The organism is Catenulispora yoronensis, assembly GCF_039531695.1.
Taxonomy (GTDB): Bacteria; Actinomycetota; Actinomycetes; order Streptomycetales; family Catenulisporaceae; genus Catenulispora; species Catenulispora yoronensis.
Map to the genome: position 1 here is coordinate 1 of NZ_BAAAQN010000040.1, position 22,021 is coordinate 22,021.

Consider the following 22,021-nt stretch of genomic DNA (forward strand, 5'->3'; position numbering starts at 1 on the left):
GTTGCGGTTGCCAGGAGGGAGGGGAGGTGGGGGCGGTGGGGGTGGGGGTTGGGATGTGGGTCGGGATGTGGGTCGTTGGTGGAGTGGGGGTGGAGGCGGGGGTCGGCGGAGTGGGGGTGGGCGGCGGGGTTGTTGGTGGAGTGGGCGTGATGGTGAGTGGTGGCGGAGTGGGGGTGATGGTGAGTGGTGGCGGAGTGGGGGTGGGCGGCGGGGTTGGGGGTGTTGGGCATGGGTGGTTCTGCCTTCTTTGGGTTTTGCTGGTGGGGTCGTAGATAGATCCTCCTGTAGGGGAAGGCGTGGTGGGTAAGCCATTTGACTGGCGGTGAGATGGGTTGGGCTGAAAGCCAAAAGCTGAAAGCCAAAAGTTGAAAGCCAGTCAAAAGCTGGGCAGAGCAGGCGCTTCCAGCGAGGGCCTCGGATCCCTCGGGGAACTGGCGCCGGCTCCATAGGGGGGTGACTGCTAGTCCCTGCGCTGGCGGTTTGTGAGGTGGGGTTCGTTCCCCTCGGTCACGTCGGCAGCCCTACGGGTACAGCGCCGCCGCCCGGGTGTAAAGTCCATGCCGCTGCGGTGAGTGCTGTTGGGCGGCGGTTGTGCGTGCATGAACTTGACACCCGGTCGGCGGCGCTGTAGGCAAAGCCCTGCCGACGTGACCGAGGGGAACGAACCAAAACCCGGGCAGGGGACTGTGGACTCGGGGGCGGTGGTGGTGGCCGAGTCGTTTGGCTGGCGGTTGGCCGCTCTGCGTCAGGGGTTGAATACGTCGCCGGGCATGGTGGCGGGTGCGGGGCGGATTTGGCGCAGGGGGTTGACCGGGGGGCGTTTCTCCCATTCGCGGGGGTAGCCCAGTGAGACTTCGGTGAAGCGGACGCTGTCGTGGATGGTGCGGCGGGGGATGTGGAGGTGGCCGTAGACGACGTCTACCGCGCCGAAGCGTTTGTGCCAGTCGGCGGTGGCTTCGGTGCCGCACCATTGGGCGAACTCCGGGTGGCGGAGGACGCGGGTGGGGTCGCGGACCAGGGGATAGTGGTTCACCAGGATGGTGGGGAGGTCCGGGAGGGCTGTGAGGCGGGCTTCGGTGCTGGCTACGCGGGCTTGGCACCAGGCTTCGCGGGTGGGGTAGGGGTCGGGGTGGAGGAGGTACTGGTCGGTGCAGATGATGCCGGCGGCTTCGGCTATGGCGAGGCCTTCGGCGGGGTCGCGGGCGCCGGGTGGGAGGAAGGTGTAGTCGTAGAGGAGGAACAGGGGTGCTATCAGGACCGGGCCGCCGGGGCCGGGCCAGATGGGGTAGTCGTCCTCGGGGGTGAGGATGCCGAGTTTGCGGCATTCCATCACCAGGCGGAGGTAGCGGTGCTCGCCGCGGAACTTCACCGGGTCGCGGGGGTGGCTCCAGAGTTCGTGGTTGCCCGGGGTCCAGATCACCTGGGCGAAGCGGGTGGACAGGAGGCGGAGGGCTGCCACCACGTCGGCGAAGAGTTCGCCGACGTCGCCGGCGACGATCAGCCAGTCGTCGGGGTGGGTGGGGCGCAGGCGCTCCACGACCTGGCGGTTGGTCGCGTGGGCGACGTGCAGGTCGCTGATGGCCCACAGGCGCGGCGTCGCAGGGTTCTGGTCGCTCATCGTGTCGATTATCTTCCCGCGACGCCGGTCTGTGCCAGAGCGGTCAGGCGGTGTCGGCGACCTTGTCCAGGACCAGGTTGCCGGCCGGCTCCCACTTGCCGTCCTTGACGTAGGTGATGTCGTCGACGAGTTGGCCGGCCTCGTTGAAGGAGAAGGCGTCGGTGCTCTCGATCCATTCGCCCTGGGATTCGCCGCTCTCGGCGCCGGCGATGATGACGCGCAGGTAGCGGCCGGTGAAGGCGAAGGTGCCGTTCTCCCAGCCCGGGGAGTAGACGGTGCCGAAGCTGCCGAGGTTGTCGGCGTACTGGGCGACGTACTGGCCGTTGACCGAGTCCCAGCCGAAGTCCCAGTAGCCGACCACGGTGCCGGTGTTGGTGTTGGTCGGGATCGTCATCTTCACCTCGATGAAGTTCCCGTCCAGGATCTTGCGGCCCTGGAAGATGATCTGCATCTCCCCCTCGTCCGGGACCGGGGTGGTCAGGCCCCGGTACTCGCCGAGCAGCCAGTCCAGCTGCTCCATCTGCTTCGGCGGCGGGTTGATCAGGATCGAGTCGGACGGGGCGTCCTCGGGGGCCGTCGGCCGCAGCGCCGTGGTGCCCTTGAACGAGGTCGAGTCAGCCATTCATCACTCCAGTGTCCTGGCGGCGCGGTGCCGGCGGCATCGGAAATCCGGATCGGTCCGGACCACCCAGCACAGTAAGAAGCGGGGGTTTGCGGCGGCAATGAAACGTACGGCAAGTCAAGGGTTCCGAAACGCGGGTCAAGGGCGGGCAGGGGGCGGGCGGACGGTGCGGCTCTAGGGGACGGGCCCCGGAGTCGGGGCGCACCCCCTAAGCGCCCAGGAAGTCTTTTTCAGCGTTGCTAAATTGCGCTCGAACCCCATTCGGCGGTGAATTCCCGAGGAGGCGTGGTGAAGGCTGCGGTCCTGTATGGCATCGGACAGATCCCCAAGTACGAGGACTTCCCAGAACCCCTGGCGGGGGAAGGGGAAATCGTCCTCCAGGTCAGGGCGGTGGCCGTCGAGAACGTCGACAAGGCGATCGCGGCCGGCACCCACTACGCGAGCAAGCGGTACACGTCGCAGTTTCCTGTCATCCCCGGCTTCGACGGCATCGGGGTGCGGGAGGACGGGACGGTGGTTGGTTTCGCTACTACGCGTCTGCCGTATGGGGCGCTGGCGGAGCGTACGGTCGCGCCTGCTGAGGCGGTGGGTCCGGTGCCGGAGGGCATCGAGCCTGAGGTGTGCGCGGTGCTCGCGGCGGCCGTCACCGGCATGTCGATCAAGACCGCCGCTGGTTTCCAGCCCGGTGAGACGGTGCTGGTGCAGGGCGCTACTGGGGTGGCGGGTCGGCTCGCGGTCAAGGTGGCCAAGCTTCTCGGGGCCGGCCGGATCGTGGCGACCGGCCGCGATGCCGGGGCGTTGGAGCAGCTGACCGAGCTCGGCGTGGACACCGTGATCAACACGGCGGTGTCCGACGATGAGCTGGTCGCCGCCTATCGCAAGGCCCGGGGCGACGGCTTCGACGTGGTCGTGGACTATCTGTGGGCGCGGCCGACGGAGATCCTGCTGCGCACGCTGATCCCCGAGTCGTTCTCGTTCGGCCGGCCCACGCGGGTGGTCCAGGTCGGCGAGTCCGCCGGGTCGACGCTGTCGGTCTCGGCCGATGCCCTGCGCACGTCCGGTGTGGAGATCTACGGCGCGGCCAAGGGCCTCAACGCCGAGGTGATGGGTGAGGTCTACGAGCAGATCGTGGGCTGGACCCGGGCCGGGGCGCTGACCTTCGAGGTGGAGCGGGTGCCGCTGAGCGAGATCGAGTCCGCGTGGCAGCGCACTGATCTGCGCGGCAAGCGGCTGGTCATCGTGCCCTGACGTCAGGGTGCACGGCGTCGTTAGGGGCCGCTAAGGGTGTCGGCGGCTCCGCGGCGCATTCGATGATGGCGGCACGATCTGAGGACGAGGCCCTGGAGGTTTTCAGGTGAACGGATCAACCTCACACAGCGGCTACGAGGAAGTCCACGCCACGGTGGTGGTCGAAGGCGGTCCCCCCGGGCTCGCCCACGCGGCCGACAGCGCCACCTTCGGGGGCGGGGAGCGGGTCAAGGTCCCCTACCTCGGCGGATACGAGCACTACGAACGGGTCGAGGAGGCGGACGGTCCGGGCCCGCTGGTCTACCGCTGGCTCTACCGGACCGCCGTGGCTGAATGACCCGTGGGCCGGCACCCACCAGGACGACTCTTCCCGGGGAGGGACCACATGCTCCGCGCTGATCTGATCCGGCCTCTGCCCGAGACCCTCCGAGCGCATGCCGAGCGGATCGGCGCGAAGCCGGCGTTCCACGACGCCCGCCGGTCTGTGACGTACGCCGAGCTGGAGGCCCGGACCCGGCGGCTCGGCGGGCACCTGGCCTCCGGGCTCGGGGTGCCGCGCGGGGAGCGGGTGGCGATCCTGCTGGACAACGCGGTGGAGGTGGTCGAGAGCTACCTCGGCGTCCATCGGGCGGCGGCGGTGGGCGTGCCGGTCAACCCGCGCTCGACCGACGAGGAACTGGCGCACATCCTGGACGACAGCGGTGCCAGGGTCCTGATCACCGATGTGCCGCACGTGGAGCAGGTGCGGCGGGTCCGGGCCGGGCGCGAGCACCTGGTTGTCGTCGTGGTCGACGGCGACAGTGCACTGATAGACGGCGCGTACTCCTTCCACGAGCTCACCGAGACCGAACCCGAGCGGCCCGCGCCCGACGACCTCGGGCTCGACGAGCCGGCGTGGATCCTCTACACCTCCGGTACGACCGGCCTGCCGAAGGGCGTGGTGTCGACCGAGCGGAACTGCCTGTGGTCGGTGGCCGCTGCCTACGTGCCGTTGCTCGGCCTATCAGAGGACGATCACGTCCTGTGGCCGCTGCCTCTGTTCCACAGCTTGGCGCACGTGCTGTGCGTCATGGGCGTCACGACGGTCGGCGCGACGGCGCGCATCGTCCGGGACTTCTCGCCCGAGGAGATCCTGGACCTGCTGCGCGACGGCGACTATACGTATCTGGTCGGCGTTCCGACGATGTATCAGTATCTGCTGCGGTTCGCCGAGACCCGTCAGTGGTCGGCCCCGACCTTGCGGACTTGCCTCATCACTGGCGCGGTCACGACGCCGGACCTGGGTAAGCGCTTCGAGGCCGCCTTTGGCGTGCCGCTGCTGGACACCTATGGCAGCACCGAGACTTCGGGCGCCATCACCGCGAACACCGCCGACGGCGAGCGGGTCGCAGGGTCCTGCGGGCGTCCGGTCCCCGGTCTCGAACTGCGGGTCGTGGATCCGGAGACTTTGGCGGACGTGCGGCGCGGGGACGAGGGCGAGGTGTGGGTCAGCGCCCCCAACGTCATGATCGGGTACCACAGGGCGCCGGAGGCCACCGCGGCGGCCTTGGTGGACGGGACCTGGTATCGGACCGGCGATTTGGCGCGCCAGGACGAGCGCGGGAACCTGACCATCACTGGACGTATTAAGGAACTGATTATCCGGGGCGGCGAGAACATCCACCCGGGTGAGATCGAGCGGGTGCTGCTGACCGTGGACGGCGTCGCCGACGCGGCCGTGGGCGGCAGGCCCGATGCCCTGTACGGCGAAGTGCCGGTCGCGTACGTGGTGCCTCAGGCCGAGGGCGCGGTGGAAGCGGCACAGGTGTTCGCGGCGTGTAGGGAGCAGTTGGCGTACTACAAGGTGCCGGCCGAGGTCTACACGCTCGACGCCGTTCCGCGGACCGCGTCCGGCAAGGTCCGCCGCCATTTGCTGAAGAAGGCTCGGTCTCGGCTGCTGGGGCTGCGCGACGACGTTCTGCATACCGTTGAGTGGGTCGGTGTGCCGGGCGGCGAGCACGGTTCCTCGGCGTGGGCGCTGGTCGGGGAGGACCCGTTCGGGCTGGGGCCCGGGTTCGAAGCCTGCGTCGGGTCGCTCCGTGAGGTGCCCGAGGCGGCCGAGGCCGTGGTGTGTGCGGGGGGCGACGTCGCCGCCAAGGGCGTCGGCGAGGTCAACAACGTGGTGTGGCGCGTCCTGAAGTCGATCCGGGGATGGGTCGCCTCGGAGGGGGCCGGGACGCGGCGGCTGGCGGTGGTGACGCGGGGTGCGGTGGCGCGGTCGGCCGACGAGCCGGTGACCGATCTTGTCGGGGCGGCGGTGTGGGGTCTGGTGCGGGCGGTTCAGGCGGAGCTTCCCGGGCGCGTGGTGTTGGTCGATGTCGATCAGGACTTTGAGTCCGGGTCCGCCGAAGGCGCAGGGCTCTCGGCGGTACTCAGCGGCCTGGGTGATGAACCACAGGCAGTAGTTCGGCGCGGGCAGGTCTTGGTGCCTCGGTTGGTGCGGGCGTCGTTCGGCCGGGAGGAGGACGGCGCGCTGTGGGACCGGTCGGGGACCGTTGTCGTCTCGGCTGCGTTGGACGAGTCCGGGCGCGACGTCGTCGAACAACTGGTGCGGGCCGAAGGCGTGCACAGTGTTCTGATTTTCACTCCGTCGGCGTTCGAGAAGGAGTCGGCGCGCTGGTTGCGCGAGCTGGGCGGGCTCGGCGTGCGGGCGCGGGTGGTGTGGGACGCGCCGGCAGAGCGGGACCTGATTGCGACGGCCTTGGCCGGGGTGCCATCGCGGCGGCCGGTACGAGGTGTGCTGCATGTTGCCGATGCGGCGGCGAGTGGTGAGCAGAGTGCGGCTGGTGCGTTGTCGTTGGGCCGTATGCAGGTCGATCGGGCGTTGCGCGGCTCGATGGAGATGGCGTGGACACTGCATGAGCTGACTCGTGGGTCGCAGCTCACTGCGTTCGTCACGCTGTCGAGTGCGGATGGCGTTCTCGGAGCTGCTGGCCGGGCCGGTTGGGCTGCTGGCGAGGCATTCGTGAACGCGCTGGCGGGCGTCCCCCTGGCGTGGGGACCGCTGCACGGGGCTTCAGTGGCTGGGAATGCTGCGCTGTCGTCGATGACGGTGGCGTTGACCCCGGCGGAGCGGTTGTCGGTGCTAGCTGCGGCGTCGCCCGCGGCACGTCAGGGTGTCGGACCGGTTGTTGCCGCGCGTTTCGATGTTCCGCACATCCGTTCTCTGGGACGCGAGGTCGCCTCGCCGCTTCTTCGTGGCCTGGTTCTCGGCGATGCGGTCGTGCCCGACGCGGAGGCGCGCCTGTTGCAGTTGGTACGGAGCGAGGTCGCCCGGCTGATCGGCGGCGTCGACGAAGCCGACATCGATCCGGACCGGGCGTTCCGTGAACTCCAGTTCGGCTCGGTGGCGGCCGTCGAACTGCGCAACGGCCTCGCGGCCGCGACCGGGCTGAAGTTGCCCGCGACGCTCGCGTTCGACTACCCGACCGCCCGGAGGATCGCGAGCTACCTGCGACAGCGGATGGCGGGGGAGTGGCCTTCGGCCGCGCTGGACGCCGGCCGCGCCGGGCGTCGGCGGCGGTCCGGGGAGGAGTTCGACGAGCCGATCGCGATCGTCGGTATGGCCTGCCGCTATCCCGGCGATGTGCGCACCGTCGACGAGTTCTGGGACCTGATCGCCGCCGGCCGCGACGGCGTCACCCCGTTCCCCACCGACCGGGGCTGGGACCTCGACGCGATCTTCGGACCCGAGCTGGACACCGTCTACCGCCCCGAGGGCGGCTTCGTGTCCGGCATGGCCGATTTCGACGCCGACTTCTTCGGGATCTCCCCGCGCGAAGCGCTCACCATGGATCCGCAGCAACGACTGCTGCTGGAGACGTCGTGGGAAGCTCTGGAACACGCGGGGATCGATCCGCTGACGCTGCGCGGTGAGCAGGCCGGGGTGTTCGCGGGCCTGATGTATCACGACTACGCGCTCCGGTTGGCCGGCACTCCTGACTACGTCGCAGGGTTCGTCGATCCGGGGATCGCGGGCAGCGTCGTGTCGGGGCGGATCGCCTACACGCTGGGCCTGACCGGCCCGGCGGTGACCGTCGACACCGCGTGCTCCTCGTCGCTAGTGGCGCTGCATTGGGCAGTTCAGGCGCTGCGCAACGGTGAGTGCTCGATGGCGCTGGCCGGCGGTGTGACGGTGATGTCGACGCCGGGAGCGTTCGCCGGGTTCGCACGGCAGGGCGGGTTGGCTGGGGACGGCCGGTGCAAGTCGTATGCGGGTGCGGCGGACGGGACTGGGTGGGGTGAGGGTGTCGGGGTTTTGGTGGTGGAGCGGTTGTCGGATGCCCGGCGGTTGGGGCATCGGGTGTGGGGTGTGGTGCGTGGTTCGGCGGTGAATCAGGATGGTGCGTCGAACGGACTTACGGCTCCCAACGGTCCGTCCCAGGAGCGCGTCATTGTGCAGGCGCTCGCCGACGCCGGGCTCGGGGCTTCGGACGTCGACTTGGTCGAGGGCCATGGGACCGGTACGCGGCTTGGCGACCCGATCGAGGCGCAGGCGCTGTTGGCGACGTACGGCCGGGAGCGGGCGGACGCGCCGCTGTGGTTGGGGTCGGTGAAGTCGAACATCGGACACACCCAGGCTGCGGCCGGGGTGGCCGGGATCATCAAGACGGTGCAGGCCATGCGGCACGAAGTGATGCCGGCGACGTTGCACGTCGACGAGCCTTCGCCTCAGGTGGATTGGTCGGCCGGTGGCGTCGAACTGCTGACTGAGGCACGGGAGTGGCGTCGGGCGGCGGGACGGCCGCGCCGGGCCGGGGTGTCGTCGTTCGGGATCAGCGGGACGAACGCGCATGTGATTGTGGAGGAGGGCGATCCGGAGCCGGTTGGAGCGGTCTTGCCGGTGCCTTCTGGTGGTGTGGTGTGGGGGTTGTCGGCGAAGTCGGAGGGTGCGCTGCGGGCGCAGGCTTCGCGCCTGGCGCAGTGGACTGCGGATGGTGATGAAGGGCTCGTTGAAACCGGCCTTGCTCTGGCGCGACGCTCCAGTTTCGCCCACCGGGCCGTGGTGATTGGTCAGGATCGCGAGTCTGTGGTTGCGGGTCTGCGATCGGTTGCTGCTGGTGATGCGAACGCGATTTCGGGTGCGGTGGTCCCGGGGGTGTCGAGCGGCGGAGTGTCGAGCAGCGGAGTGTCGAGCAGCGGGGTGCTGAGTGGCGGAGTGTCGAGTGGCGGGGCGCTGGTGTTTCCGGGGCAGGGGTGGCAGCGGGTGGGGGTTGGTGCTGGTCTGCTGGCTGGTGGTGTGTTCGCGGAGGCGATCGCGGAGTGTGGGGAGGCTTTGAGGCAGTGGGTTGATTTTGATTTGGTGGAGGTGCTTTCCGGGTCGGATGATGCGTGGTTGGCCCGGGTGGACGTGGTGCAGCCGGTGTTGTGGGCGGTGATGGTTGGGCTGGCGCGGGTGTGGGAGTCGCTCGGCGTGGCGCCCCCAGTCGTGGTGGGGCATTCCCAAGGTGAGATCGCTGCGGCCGTGGTGGCGGGTGCGCTTAGCGTGGAGGATGGCGCGCGGGTGGTGGCGGTTCGTTCGCGGGTGATTCGTGAGCATCTTGCGGGTTCGGGGGCGATGGCGTCGGTGGCGGCGTCGGCGGCTGAGGTTGAAAGCTGGCTGGTCGACGGGGTGTCCATCGCGGCGGTGAATGGTCCTGCTGCGGTGACGGTTGCTGGTGAGCGTGAGGCGGTGTTGGCCTTTGCGGCTGAGATCGAGGTGCGGGGTGTGCGGGTTCGGGTTGTCGATGTCGACTACGCGTCGCATTCGCCGATGGTCGCCCAGATCGAAGACGTCCTTCGGCGCGAACTCGCCGGGCTGACTCCGCGCAAGTTGGCTCCCGGGCGCCGCTGGTTGTCGACCGTCACCGGGCAGTGGATGACCGGCACTGAGGCCGATGCCGAGTACTGGTACCGGAATCTGCGGCAGCAGGTCGGGTTCTCCCCGGCTGTCGAGCAGCTGGTGCGTGAAGGCCATCGGCTGTTCGTGGAGGCCTCCGGCCATCCGGTGTTGACCTCGGGCATCGAGCAGATCTTCGAGGCGTCGGGGGTGGCGGGCGCCGTCAGTGGCACCCTTCGCCGCGACGTCGCCGACCCCACCGGCCTCCTGACCTCGGCCGCGCGCCTGTTCACCGCCGGAGTCCCGATCGAGTGGCCGCGTCTGCTGTCCGACGCGACCGATGTGTTGAAGCCCTCGGTTCCGCCGTATGCGTTCGAACGTTCTCGCTATTGGGTCGACGGCCCGATCGGTGGCGTCGGGGACATCGGCGCAGTGGGTCTGTCAGCGCTCGATCACCCGCTGCTCGGTGCGTCTGTGGCGCTGGCCGACGGCGGATGCGTGTTGACCGGTCGGCTGTCGGTGACCGCGCAACCGTGGTTGGCGGACCATGCCGTGTCGGGGACCGTGCTGCTGGCCGGGACGGCGCTCGTCGAGCTGGCGTTGCGTGCCGGCGAGGCGACAGGGCATGGGCTGCTTCGTGAGCTGACGTTGCAGGCACCGGTGGTGCTTCCGGAGTCGGGCGCGTTGCAATTGCAGGTCACGGTCGGCGCACCGGCTGCGGACGGCGTCCAGGAGCTGTCGATCCACACGCGTCCCGCTGGTCAGGACTCTGAATCGACCGAGTGGACTTGCCACGCGAACGGCTTGCTCGCTGGTGAGGGGCAGCACGCCACGGTGAATGCCGCCCTGTTCGCACAGTGGCCACCGCTGGGTGCGGAACCGCTGTCGGTCGAGGGGCTGTACGAGCGGCTCGCCGAGATCGGGGTCGGCTACGGGCCGTCGTTCCGGGCGTTGCAGCGCGCGTGGCGCCGCGACGATGAGGTGCTCGCCGAGGTGGCGCTGCCGGATCAGGCGTCTGACGAAGATCGCTTCGGGTTGCATCCGGTACTGCTCGACGCGGCGTTGCAGGCGTGGGCGCTGGCTGATGCGCGCGATAGCGTGCGGATGCCATTCGTGTGGTCGGACGTGCGACTGGCTGCCGTCGGCGCGCGCAGCCTGCGGGTGCGGGTCGCGAGTGTCGCCGACGGCGGTGTCAGTGTTCTGGGGGTTGATGACGCGGGCGACTTGGTGGTCTCGGCGGCGTCGATGGTGTCGCGGCCGGTGGACGCGGAACAGGTGCGTTCGTGGGGACGGAGCGGCGCGGCTGATGGGCTGCTGGCCCTGGAATGGGTGCCGGCGCAGGCGGCGGCTGGAGCGGAAGCCGTTGCCGAATGGATGTTCGTGCCGACGGGAGGCGGCGCGGATCAGGTCGCTGATGTGGTGTGGGAGGTCCTGGAGCGAGTCCGGCATTGGTTGTCGAACGAGTCCGAGGGCCGACTGGGCGTCGTCACCCGCGGCGCAGTCGGCGAACCGGTCACCGATGTGGCCGCGGCAGCCGTCTGGGGCCTGATTCGCTCGATGCAAGCCGAGAACCCCGGCCGACTGCTCCTTGTAGACATAGAAATAGATACAGAAATCGACTCCGCTACTGGCGATCTGGCGGCGATCGTCAGCAACCTCGGAGACGACGATCAAGCGGCCGTGCGCGATGGCGTGCTGCTCGTACCACGACTGGTTCGCACGCCCGCGTCGGTCGAGACGGAAGCCGACCCGACCTGGGACCCGGCCGGCACCGTCCTCGTCACCGGCGGAACCGGCGGACTCGGCCGCCACGTGCTGCGCCACCTCGCGACGACCCACGGGATCCGCAGCCTCCTGATCCTCTCCCGCTCGGGGCCGTCGACTCCCGAAGCCCTCACCCTGGCCGCCGAGCTGGCCGCCCTCGGCGTCCGCGTCCGGCTGATCGCCGGGGACGTCGCCGACCGCGAGTTCCTCGCCGACGCGCTCGCCGGTGTTCCGCAGCGCTGGCCGCTACGTGGCGTCGTCCACGTCGCAGGGCTCGTCGACGACGGCGTCGCTCTGTCCCTCACCCGGGATCAGGTCGACCGCGTCCTGCGGGTGAAGGCCGGTGCCGCGCTGGCGTTGCACGAACTGACCGCCGACCTGCCGCTGACCGCGTTCGCGCTGTTCTCCAGCGCGGCCGCGATCCTCGGCGCGGGCGGCCAGGCGAACTACGCCGCGGGCAACGCGTTCCTGGACGGTTTCGCGTCCTGGCGTCGGTCGCAGGGGCTGCCGGCGACGTCGATGGCCTGGGGACTGTGGGACGAACAGCGCGGCATGGGAGGCCGTCTCGGCCAAGGTGACCGCAAGCGCCTTCAGCAGCTTGCCGCGCCGCTCTCCGTCGAGCACGGCCTGGAACTGTTCGACGCCGCGCTGGCGAATGCCGCCCCGATGTCCGTCCCGCTGCGGTTCAACGCGGCGTTCGCGCGGACGTTGGATCCGGTCCCGCCTCTGTTGCGGTCGCTGGTCCGTGGCGCTCCGCGTCGCGCCGTGAGTTCGAACACTGGTACCCCTGGCGGAGCGGGATTGGCGACCCGGCTGGCGGTGCTCGATCCCGAAACACAGCTCACTGAGTTGCTCACCCTCGTGCGCACGCATGTCGCCTCTGTCCTCAGGCACGACAGCGCGGACCGGGTCGACGTCGAGAACACCTTCAAGGGACTGGGCTTCGACTCCCTTACCGCCGTCGAACTGCGCAACAGCCTGCAAGCGGCGCTGGGCCGTCCGCTCTCCGCGACGGTCGTCTTCGACCACCCGCACCCGCGCGAGCTCGCTGAGCACCTGCGCGACCAGCTGCCCGGCGGATCGCGGCGCTCGGTGGTGGTGCAGGCGGCGGCGGTGGCGGACGAGCCGATCGCGATCGTCGGCATGGCGTGCCGCTTCCCCGGCGGGGCCACGACGCCGGAGGAGTTCTGGCAGCTGCTCGCGCAGGGCCGGGACGCCGTCACCGGGTTCCCGACCGACCGGGGCTGGGACGTGGAGGGCATCTACGACCCCGAGCCGCTCACGCCCGGCCGCACCTACGCCCGCCACGGCGCGTTCCTGCACGACGCCGCGCAGTTCGACGCCGCGTTCTTCGGGATCTCGCCGCGCGAAGCGCTGGCCATGGACCCGCAGCAACGCCTGTTGCTGGAGACGTCCTGGGAGGCATTGGAGCAGGCCGGCGTGGAGCCGGACACGCTGCGCGGATCGGCGACCGGCGTGTTCGTCGGCACCAACGGCCAGGACTACGGCCGCGACGCCGTCGGGCTGCCCGACGAGGTGGAGGGCTACGTCGGCATCGGCAGCTCGGCGAGCGTGATGTCGGGCCGCGTGTCCTATGTCCTAGGGCTGACAGGCCCGGCGGTGACTGTGGACACCGCGTGCTCCTCGTCGCTGGTGGCGCTGCATCTGGCGGCGCAGGCGCTGCGCTCCGGCGAGTGCTCGATGGCGCTGACCGGAGGCGTGACGGTGATGGCCAAGCCGTGGCCGTTCGTCGAGTTCAGCCGCCAGCAGGGCCTGTCGGCCGACGGCCGGTGCAAGGCCTTCGCCGCCGGCGCCGACGGCTTCGGCATGGCCGAGGGCATCGGGATGCTGGTGGTGGAGCGGCTGTCGGAGGCCCGCAAGCGCGGCCACCGCGTGCTGGGCCTGGTCCGGGGCTCGGCGGTGAATCAGGACGGTGCGTCGAACGGTCTCACCGCGCCCAACGGCCCCTCCCAGGAGCGCGTGATTCTGCAAGCCCTGGCGAATGCGGGTCTTGAGACGCAGGACGTGGACCTGGTCGAAGGCCACGGCACCGGCACCACGCTCGGCGACCCGATCGAGGCGCAGGCGCTGTTGGCGACCTACGGCCAGGGCCGGACGGCCGACGAGCCGCTGTGGCTGGGATCGGTGAAGTCGAACATCGGCCACACCCAAGCCGCGGCCGGTGTGGCGGGGATCATCAAGACCGTGCTGGCGCTCCGGCACGAGCTGATGCCGCCGACGCTGCACGTGGACGAGCCCACATCGCAGGTCGACTGGTCGGCGGGGGACGTGGAACTGCTCGCGCGAGCGCGCGAGTGGCGCCGGACCGAGGGTCGTCCGCGCCGTGCGGGCGTGTCCTCGTTCGGGATCAGCGGAACCAACGCGCACATCATCGTCGAAGAGGGTGACCCGGAGCCGGCGGTTGAGGGGCTGCCGAGCCCGGCGGGTGGGATCGCGTGGGCGCTGTCGGCGAAGTCGGAGGCCGCGCTCCGCGCGCAGGCCTCGCGCCTCGCGCAATGGGCGACGGATGGTGCGGACAGGGCGGTCGGTGCGGACGATGCCGACGGCGCGGGCGGCGACGACGGACTCGTCGAGACCGGTCTGGCTCTGGCCCGACGTTCACGGTTCGCGCACCGCGCAGTGGTCGTCGGCCAGGATCGGCGCGCGCTGGTCGAGGGCCTGCGATCGATCGCCGCGGGGGACCCGACCTCGATCGCGGGAACGGCGCTGCCCGATGTGTCCGGCGGCGGCGTGCTGGTGTTCCCGGGACAAGGCTGGCAAAGGATCGGCGTCGGCGCCGGCATGTTGACCAACGGCGGGGTCTTCGCCGAGACGATCGCCGAATGCGGCGCGGCACTGCGACAGTGGACTGATTTCGACCTCGTGGACGTACTGTTCGGATCGGACGAAGCCTGGCTCGGTCGGGTCGACGTGGTCCAGCCGGTGCTGTGGGCTGTCATGGTCGGCCTGGCGCGGATGTGGGAGTCGCTGGGTGTCGCGCCTTCGGTCGTGGTCGGGCACTCGCAGGGCGAGATCGCGGCGGCCGTCGTGGCCGGCGCCCTCAGCGTTGAGGACGGCGCTCGCGTCGTGGCGGTGCGTTCGCGGGTGATTCGCGACCACCTCGCGGGATCGGGCGCCATGGCCTCGATCGCAGCCTCGGCGGCCGACGTCGAGACCTGGCTGTCCGGCGCGGTGTCGATCGCGGCGGTGAACGGCCCGGGCGCGGTGACGGTCGCCGGCGAGCGCGAGGCGGTCCTGAGCTTCGCCGCGGACATGGAGGCCCGCGAGGTCCGCGTGCGGGTCGTCGATGTCGACTACGCCTCGCACTCGCCGATGGTCGAACAGATCGAGGACGTCCTGCGCCACGAGCTGGCCGGGCTGAGTCCGCGTGAGCCGGCACCGGGTCGGCGCTGGCTGTCGACGGTGACCGGGCAATGGATGACCGGTCTCGAAGCCGACGCCGACTACTGGTACCGGAACCTTCGCCAGCAGGTGGCCTTCGCTCCCGCTGTCGAACAGCTGATGCGTGATGGGCATCGCCTGTTCGTGGAGGCTTCCGGCCATCCGGTTCTGACCTCCGGCATCGAGCAGCTCTTTGACCTGCTGGGAGAATCCGGAGCCGTCAGCGGCACCCTGCGGCGTGACCTACCGGACGCGAACGCCCTGCTGGTCTCGGCCGCACGGCTGTTCACCGCCGGCGCTCCGATCGCGTGGCCGAAGCTGCTGACCGACGGCCCCGATGCCGATTCCGATGCCGCAGCCACAGCCGCAGGCCAGAGCGTGGCATCGTTGACGCTGCCGCCGTACGCCTTCGACCGCGCACGCTACTGGCTGGAGAGCCAGAGCTCTGTGATCGGCGACGTCGCCGCGGCAGGGCTCGTTCCAACCGGGCATCCTCTCCTGGGCGCAGCAGTCCCGCTGGCCGACGGCGGCTGCGTGCTGACCGGTCGGCTGTCCGTCGCCACGCAGCCATGGCTGGCGGACCACGCCGTCTCCGGGACGGTCCTGCTCGCCGGAGCAGCCCTGGTGGAGCTGGCGCTTAGGGCCGCGCAGGAGACCGACTGCGGCGGCGTCGGGGAGCTGACGTTGCAGGCTCCTGTCGTCCTCTCCACCGACAGCGCACTTCAGGTGCGGCTGACCGTCAGTGCCCCGGCCGGTGCACAGGCGCGGAGCCTGACGATTCATACCCGTCCCGAGAACCAGGACACTGAGTCCGAGTGGATGTTGCACGCCGCCGGCTCCCTCGTCGGCGCGCCTGAGCAGCCCGGACCAGACGTCACAGTGTTCGAACAGTGGCCGCCGCGCGGCGCGGATCCACTGCCGGTCGAAGGTATGTATGACCGACTAGCCGATATCGGTGTCGAGTACGGTCCGTCCTTCCGGGCGCTGCGCCGCGCGTGGAGTCGCGACGGAGAGGTGTTCGCCGAAGTCGCCCTCGACGATGCCAACGACACAGACCGGGGCTTCGGCCTGGACCCGGTGCTCCTGGACGCGGCATTGCAGGCCTGGGCGCTCGCCGACGGCGGCGACGGCGTGCGTATGCCGTTTGCCTGGTCGGATGTGCACCTCACAGCCATCGGCGCGCGCAGCCTCCGCGTGCGGATATCGGCTGACGCCACCGGCGTCGGCGTGCTGGGCGTGGACGACGCCGGCGATGTCGTGATCTCGGTCGGGTCGATGGTTTCGCGGCCGGTGGAGACCGACCAGGTTCGCGCCTGGGGACGGGGAACCACGACCGATGGCTTGCTCGGCCTGGAGTGGATCCCGGTGCCTCCGGCTCAGCAGGCAGCGACCCCGGAGACGCCGACTGAGTGGATCTTCGTTCCCGAAGGCCAAGTCGCCGATGTGGTCTGGCAGGTCCTGGAACAAGTCCAGGAGTGGCTGAGAGGCGATCCCGCAGGGCGACTCGCTGTCGTGACCCGTGGCGCGGTCGGCGATACCGTGACTGATCTCGGCGGCTCCGCTGTATGGGGACTGATTCGCACGGTCCAGTCGGAGCACCCCGGCCGCTTGGTACTCGTCGACACGGATTCTGAAAGCACCCCGGAACACGTGGCGCCGCTCTTGGCCGAACTAGGCGACGCCGAGCAGGCAGCCATTCGCAGCGGTGCTGTTCTGGTGCCTCGGCTGACGCGGATACCGACGCCAACTGAGCCTGCCACCTCATGGGATCCCAACAGCACAGTCCTCATCACCGGTGTGACCGGCGGACTCGGCCGCCACGTGGCACGCCATCTCGTCCGGACCCACGGCATTCGCAGCCTCCTGCTTGTCTCCCGCTCCGGCCCGGCGGCCCCTGACGCGCTGGCGTTGGCGGCCGAGCTGTCGGGCCTCGGCGCCCGCGTCCGCCTCACCGCCGCCGATGCCGCCGAGACCTCGGCCGTCCGTGACCTCCTCACCAGCGTTCCGTCGCATCTGCCCCTGCGCGGCGTGGTGCACGTCGCCGGAGTCGTGGACGACGCGCTCGCCCTTTCGCTCACCCGCCCGCACCTCGACCGCGTCTTCCGCGTCAAGGTCGACGCGGCCTGGACCCTGCACCAACTCACCGCCGACCTGCCGCTGACCGCCTTCGTCCTCTTCTCCGGCGCCGCAGGCATCCTGGGCGGCGCCGGCCAGGCGAACTACGCGGCGGGCAACGCCTACCTGGACGGCCTCGCGGCCTGGCGCCATGCACAAGGCCTCCCGGCGACCTCGCTGGCCTGGGGTCTGTGGGACGAAACCCACGGCATGGGCGGTCGCCTCACAGCCAGCGAGCGCCAGCGCCTTCAGCGTTTCGCAGTCCCACTCTCCGTGAATCAGGGTCTTGAGCTGTTCGACTCCGGAGTCGCCACCGGTCTGCCGCTCGTCGTGCCGCTGCGCCTCGACCCGACGGCGGTGCGTCGCCTCGATCGGGTTCCTGACCTGCTGCGCGGCTTGGTGCGAGACACTCCCCGGCGCGCCGTGACGACCGCCGGTGCAGTCTCCTCCGCTGCCGCCCACGGACTGGCAGCCGAGCTATCAGCCCTCGATGACGAGGCCCAGCTTCGCGAACTCCTCGCCCTGGTCCGCATCCGCGTCGCCGGCGTCCTTGGTCATACCGGCCCGGAGACCGTCGACGCCGACGAATCGTTCAAGGTCCTCGGCGTCGACTCGCTGATGGCCGTCGAAGTCCGGAACACACTGGCAGCGGCTATCGGCTTCTCGCTGCCCGCAACCCTTGTGTTCGACCACCCCAGCCCCCGCGCGCTCGCGCGCTACCTGCGGGACCGCCTGCCAGGTGCAGTCAGCGGTGTTTCCACGACCGGACCGAAGCGGACGCCCAGCAAGCGGAACCCGATCCCCGTCGACGAGCCGATCGCGATCGTCGGCATGGCCTGCCGGTTCCCCGGCGGCGCCGACACCCCGGAGGCGTTCTGGCAGCTTCTTGCCGACGGCGCGGACGCGATGACCGGCTTCCCCACCGACCGCGGATGGTCCGCCGACGCCATCGCAGAGCCCGATGACTCGACTGGACCTGCCTACGCCCGCCGCGGTGCCTTCCTCCACCGAGCCGGCGACTTCGACGCGGGCTTCTTCGGCATCAGCCCGAACGAGGCCCTGGCCATGGACCCGCAGCAGCGCCTGCTGCTCGAAACCGCCTGGGAAGCCCTCGAACGCGCGGGCATCGACCCGGAGGCCCTCCGCGACACCGACACCGGCGTTTTCATCGGCACCAACGGCCAGGACTACGGCCGGGTCGCCGCGTCCGATCCCGGCGTCGCCCCCGAGGTCGCGAGCCATCTGGGCGTCGGCAGCTCGGCCAGCGTCATGTCCGGCCGCGTCTCCTACACGCTCGGCCTTACCGGTCCGGCCGTGACCGTCGACACCGCCTGCTCCTCCTCGCTGGTGGCGCTGCACTGGGCAGCGCAGGCGCTGCGCAACGGCGAGTGCGCGCTCGCCCTCACCGGCGGCGTCACGGTGATGGCCACTCCCATGCTGTTCCCCGAATTCGCCAGCCAGGGCGGCATGGCCGCAGACGGCCGCTGCAAGTCCTTCGCCGGAGCCGCTGACGGGACCGGCTGGGGCGAGGGTGTCGGCATGCTGGCCGTGGAGCTGCTCTCCGACGCGCGCCGCCTCGGTCACCGTGTGCTCGGCGTGGTCCGCGGCTCGGCGGTGAACCAGGACGGCGCCTCCAACGGCCTGACCGCGCCGAACGGGCCTTCGCAGGAACGGGTGATCCGACAGGCGATCGCCGCCGCCGGGATCAGCGCCGCCGCCGTCGATCTCGTCGAGGGCCACGGTACCGGCACCAAGCTCGGCGACCCGATCGAGGCCCAGGCCCTGTTGGCCACCTACGGCCGGGACCGGAGCGGCGGACCGCTCTGGCTCGGCTCGGTGAAGTCGAACATCGGCCACACCCAGGCGGCCGCGGGCGTTGCGGGCGTCATCAAGACCGTGCTGGCGATGCAGAACGCTGAAATGCCCGTCACGCTGCACGTGGACGAACCGTCCCCGCACGTCGACTGGTCCGACGGCGACGTCCGGCTGCTGACCGGTGCCCGGGCCTGGCCGCGCGACCCGAACCGGGCCCGCCTGGCCGGCGTGTCCTCCTTCGGGATCAGCGGCACCAACGCCCACGTCGTCATCGAGGAAGGCGACCCGAACCCCGAGCCGTCCGAACAACCGTTGCCGGTCCCGGCCGGCGGCGTGGCGTGGCTGCTGTCGAGCAGATCCGGGCGCGGCCTGCGCGGCCAGGCCTCGCGCCTTGCGCAGTGGGCCGCCGACAGCGCTGACGGCATCGTCGAGAGCGGGCTGGCGCTGGCGACGCGGCGTGCCCGCTTGGCCCACCGCGCGACCGTGGTCGGCGCCGATCGCGCCGAGCTGGTCGAACGGCTCCGCCTGCTTGCCGAGGGCGTGCCCGCGCCGGGCCTCTTCACCGCTCCTGGTTCTGGCGCCGCGCGCCTCGACGACACCGACGGCGGCGTGGCGGCGCTGTTCTCCGGCCAGGGTTCACAGCGTGCTGCGATGGGCCTCGGCCTGCACGGAGTCGCACCGGTGTTCACCGAGATCCTCGATCTGGTGTGCGCCGAACTCGGCCTCGACCTGGACACTCTCGGCGACGCCGAACGGCTGAACCGAACCGAGATCACCCAGCGCGCCTTGTTCGCGATCCAGGTCGCGACCTTCCGCCAGCTCGAAGCCTGGGGCCTGACAGTGTCCTGGCTCGGCGGCCACTCCATCGGCGAGCTGACCGCAGCCTACCTGGCCGGCGTGTGGGACCTCGAAGGCGCCTGCCGGATCGTGGCCGCGCGCGGACGGCTGATGGGCCAGGCGCGCGCCGGCGGCGCGATGGCCGCGTTGGAGGCGACCGAGGCCCAGGTCCTCGAAGACCTGGCAACCGTCGACGGCCACATCGGCCTCGCCGCCGTCAACGGGCCGACGTCGGCCGTCGTCTCCGGGGACGCCGAAGCGGTCGAAGCCCTCGTCGCGAGCTACAAGGCCGCCGGTCGCAGAGCACGAAGGCTCACCGTGTCGCACGCCTTCCACAGCGCTCATATGGACGACGCGCTCGCAGGGTTCGAACGGATCGTCGCCTCCGTTCCGGCGTCGGCGCCGCGTCTGCGCCTCGTGTCCACGCTGACCGGCCTCGAACTCGACGATCAGGCGACCGATCCCGGCTATTGGGTACGGCAGCTCCGCGAGCCGGTCCGGTTCGCCGACGCCGTGACGTTCCTGGCCCGGCGGGGAGTCGCAGCCTTCGTCGACGTCAGCCCGGACGGCGTGCTGACCTCGATGATCAGCGGGGCGCTGCCGGAGGAGGCGGCCGAGACCCCGGTCGTCCCGACCCTGAGCGCGGAAGTCCCGGAGCCGGTCGCGCTGCTCCACGCCGCTGCCGCGCTGGACGTTGTCGGAGCGGCACGGATCGCCTGGCCCACCGTGCTTGCCGAACAGAGTCAGCCGGCCGAGCTCGAAACCGAGATCGCAGGAATCGAACTTCCTACTCACGCCTTCGCCCGGACCCGATACTGGCTCGCCATGTCCGGCGGCGGACACGCGAACCCGCACCTGGCCGCGACCATGTCCGCCGAGACCACCGACCACGACGACAGCCAGTCCGACGACCACCCCTGGCGCGAGCGCCTGTTCGCCGCCTCGTCGGCACAGCGCACAGATCTCCTTCTCAGCCTGGTCCGCGACCAGGTGCAGCGGCTCCTCGGCTACGCCGCCGAGGAGATCGACGTCGACCGCGGCCTGCTCGAACTCGGCCTCTCCTCCGTCACCGGCGTCGAGCTCAGCCGCCGGCTGAGTACGGCCACCGGCCTGCGGTTGCCCGCGACCCTCATCTTCGATCACGGCACCGTCGCCGCGATCGTCAAACAGCTGACCGCGCTCGTCGCCGACGCTGCTGACGCCGCCGACACCACGCCCGGATCCCCCGGTCACGGCGTCGCGACGGCGGCCGACTTCGAACGGCTGGAGCGTGCGCTGGCGACGCCGAGCGCCGAACGCTCCGAGCGCGAGCGCGTGACCGCCGGTCTGGAGCGGCTGCTCCGGCTGTGGCGGTCCGACGACGGCCGCGCCGACGGTGCCCTTTCCGATCCCGGCCGCCCCGACGGCGGACTGCCCGACCTGCGGTCCGCCGGCGTGGACGAGGTCCTGTCCTTCATCCGGGACGACCTCGGCCTGGACGACGCCCTCGACGGGCACTGAGAAACCCCGACGTTCAGCACAGCTCCCAGAGAGGTGGAACCGTGAAAGTCGTCATCATCGGAGCCGGGGTCGGCGGCCTGGCCGCCGCGGCCGGACTGCTGGCCGAGGGCCACGAGGTCGAGGTGTACGAGCGCTCCTCGGAGCTGCGCGCCACCGGCAACGGCATGATCGTGTGGCCGAACGGCTGCGGCATCGTGGACTCCCTCGGCATCCCCGCGCGCGAGCTCGGCATGCCCATGGACATCGGGGAGCAGGTGCTCGACAACGGCACCGTCATCTTCCACACCGAGTACGCCGGGATGGAGGAGTACTACGGCACGCCGCCGATCATGATCGGGCGTCCCCGCCTCGTGGCCCGCCTCGCCGAACTGCTGCCGGAGGGCACGCTGCGCCTGAACAAGCAGTGCACCGCGGTGCGCAACGTCGGCGGCGCCGGCCGCAAGGCCACCGGCGCGCTGGCCACCTTCGCCGACGGCACCAAGGCCGAGGGCGACGTCCTGATCGGCGCCGACGGCCTCGGATCCATCGTCCGCCGCACGATCCACGGCCCGCGCCCGGCCGCCTACACCGGCTGGGCCGCCTGGCACGGCGCGACCAAGGCCGACATCGAGCTCACCGGCCAGGCGAAGGTGCAGGCCTTCTCCGGCGCGAACGGCATCGCGGCGCTGCACCCGATCGGGTTCGGCCAGCTGTTCTGGGCCTTCGAGACGCCCTGGGAGGAAGGCGACAAGATCCCGCGGCTGCCGGACGGCTCCAGCGAGGTGGACACCGGCACCAAGGTCGGCAACCTCAAGGCCCGCTTCGGCGGCTGGGCCGAACCGGTCCCGACGCTGCTGGACTCGATCGAGGAGAACGACGTCAGCGTCTTCCCGTTCGTCCGCCACAAGGTGCCGCGGCACTGGGGCGAGGGCCGCATGACGCTGGTCGGCGACGCCGCGCACGTGGTCTCCCCGCGCACCGCGCAGGGCGTGAATCAGGCCCTTGAGGACGCCTGGGTCCTGACCCAGACCCTGCGCGACGGCAACGGCGACCCCTCGGCGCAGCTGCGCACCTATTGCAATACCCGCCGTTCGAAAGTCCGGGCCCTGACCATCACCGCGCAGATGATGGACAACAAGTACGGCCTGAAGGTCCTCGGCTGGATCACCAAGTACCTGAAGCAGGACTCGACCGAGGCCATGAACCGCAACCTGCGGATGTACAGCAACTACCTCAAGAAGCTGGACTGAAACAGCAGGTCAAG

At 70.4% G+C, this 22,021-nt stretch carries 5 protein-coding genes and 1 pseudogene; 4 read left to right on the forward strand and 2 right to left on the reverse strand.

All coding sequences use genetic code 11. From position 1 onward, the window contains the following. Positions 1–745: 745 nt before the first annotated feature. Together ABD481_RS28315 and ABD481_RS28320 are read right to left on the reverse strand one after the other, a co-directional pair. Positions 746–1,618, reverse strand: a complete 873-nt coding sequence (locus tag ABD481_RS28315; protein WP_344668827.1) for a metallophosphoesterase family protein — start codon at positions 1,616–1,618, stop codon at positions 746–748. A gap of 43 nt (positions 1,619–1,661) precedes the next feature. After that, a complete protein-coding gene (locus tag ABD481_RS28320; protein WP_344668828.1) occupies positions 1,662–2,240 on the reverse strand; it encodes a hypothetical protein in 579 nt (192 codons plus the stop codon). Positions 2,241–2,528: 288 nt separating this feature from the next. Between ABD481_RS28320 and ABD481_RS28325 the strand changes: the two genes are divergently transcribed. From ABD481_RS28325 to ABD481_RS28340, 4 genes and pseudogenes are all read left to right on the forward strand, one after another. Next, on the forward strand, positions 2,529–3,488 hold the full coding sequence (locus ABD481_RS28325) for a quinone oxidoreductase family protein (RefSeq protein ID WP_344668829.1): 960 nt from the start codon (positions 2,529–2,531) through the stop codon (positions 3,486–3,488). Between the two features lie 106 nt (positions 3,489–3,594). Continuing rightward, positions 3,595–3,825 (forward strand): DUF5988 family protein, encoded by a 231-nt coding sequence (locus ABD481_RS28330; protein ID WP_344668830.1) that lies wholly within the window; start codon positions 3,595–3,597, stop codon positions 3,823–3,825. Between the two features lie 102 nt (positions 3,826–3,927). Beyond that, positions 3,928–20,437: pseudogene (locus ABD481_RS28335) on the forward strand (SDR family NAD(P)-dependent oxidoreductase); the annotation flags it as partial. Between the two features lie 382 nt (positions 20,438–20,819). Then, positions 20,820–22,007: an FAD-dependent oxidoreductase gene (locus tag ABD481_RS28340; protein WP_344668832.1), complete on the forward strand. Its 1,188-nt coding sequence runs from the start codon at positions 20,820–20,822 to the stop codon at positions 22,005–22,007. The last annotated feature ends 14 nt before the right edge of the window (positions 22,008–22,021 follow it).